The sequence below is a fragment of the Corallococcus sp. 4LFB genome (genome assembly GCF_046520365.1).
In the GTDB taxonomy this organism is placed as follows: Bacteria; Myxococcota; Myxococcia; order Myxococcales; family Myxococcaceae; genus Corallococcus; species Corallococcus caeni.
Window position 1 is genome coordinate 1 of the sequence record NZ_JBKGHJ010001091.1, and the last position, 961, is coordinate 961.

2 protein-coding genes are annotated in these 961 nt (G+C 70.0%); both read left to right on the forward strand.

The window, feature by feature from the left end; all coding sequences use genetic code 11:
• On the forward strand, window positions 1–216 hold a 216-nt coding region (locus ACLEQD_RS44260; protein WP_410391910.1), incomplete at its 5' end, for a CinA family protein.
• An 84-nt stretch (window positions 217–300) separates the two neighbouring features.
• On the forward strand, window positions 301–699 hold the full coding sequence (locus ACLEQD_RS44265) for a hypothetical protein (RefSeq protein ID WP_410391911.1): 399 nt from the start codon (window positions 301–303) through the stop codon (window positions 697–699).
• Window positions 700–961: the final 262 nt, after the last annotated feature.

Sequence of the window (961 nt, forward strand, 5' to 3'; positions counted from 1 at the left end):
TGGGCGGACTGGGCGGTGGCGGAGACGGGCATCGCGGGGCCCGGGGGCGGGACGGAGGCGAAGCCGGTGGGGCTGGTGTTCATCGCGGTGCAGCGGCGGGGGAGGGCGGCGGTGGTGGAGCGTCACCGGTTTGAAGGGGACCGGCGGCAGGTGCGGCAGCAGGCGGCGGCGCGCGGGTTGACCCTCCTTTTGGAGCAGCTGGGCGTGGAGTCCTGAATAGGGGACTCATCCCTCCGGACGTTGGCACGTGGACGCCGGATGGGAGAGAAGGGTCGGCGCAGTCTCACGAAGGGGGCCTCGATGTATCGAATCGACGTGGACCGAGCGGAATCCATCGTGAGCTTCGCGCTGGAGGGCTACATCCGGCTGGAGGAGATGGAGCGGTTCGTGGTGGACCTGCGGGCCGCGACGGACGCGGTGGCGGGGCAGCCCATCAAGATTGAAGCGGACCTGCGCACGTTCCGGCCGGCGTCGCCGGAGGCGGCGGACCTCATCAAGCGGGTGCAGGAGTACGGGCTGCGCTCCGGGGTGACGCGGGTGGCGGAGCTGGTGCAGAACCAGATTGTCGCGTTGCAGTTGAACCGGGTGGCCTCCGGGAGCGGCACGGACAAGATCCTCCGCCGCTTCTGGCAGGAGTCCGCGGCGAGGACCTGGCTGAAGCACGGGGACGCGGAGCTGGGAGTGGCGCTGCAGAGCTGAAGCGCGACCGTTTGAAGGTCGGCGGCCCGGCGTCTGGCGAGCCAGGGCGCATTTCCGGACGCAGGAGTTTGCCCGGGGATCGCCATGACATCACGCTGGCTGTGTTTGCTGTGGATGCTGCTGGCGACCGGCTGTGCGACGTCACGGACGCTGAGGTTGGACACGGGAGAAGGCCGGGCGCGTGAGTACACACCGCGCACGGACACACGGCCCGTGGCGCTGGACGGGGACACCTTCGAGGAGACGGTGCGGACGCTGGCGC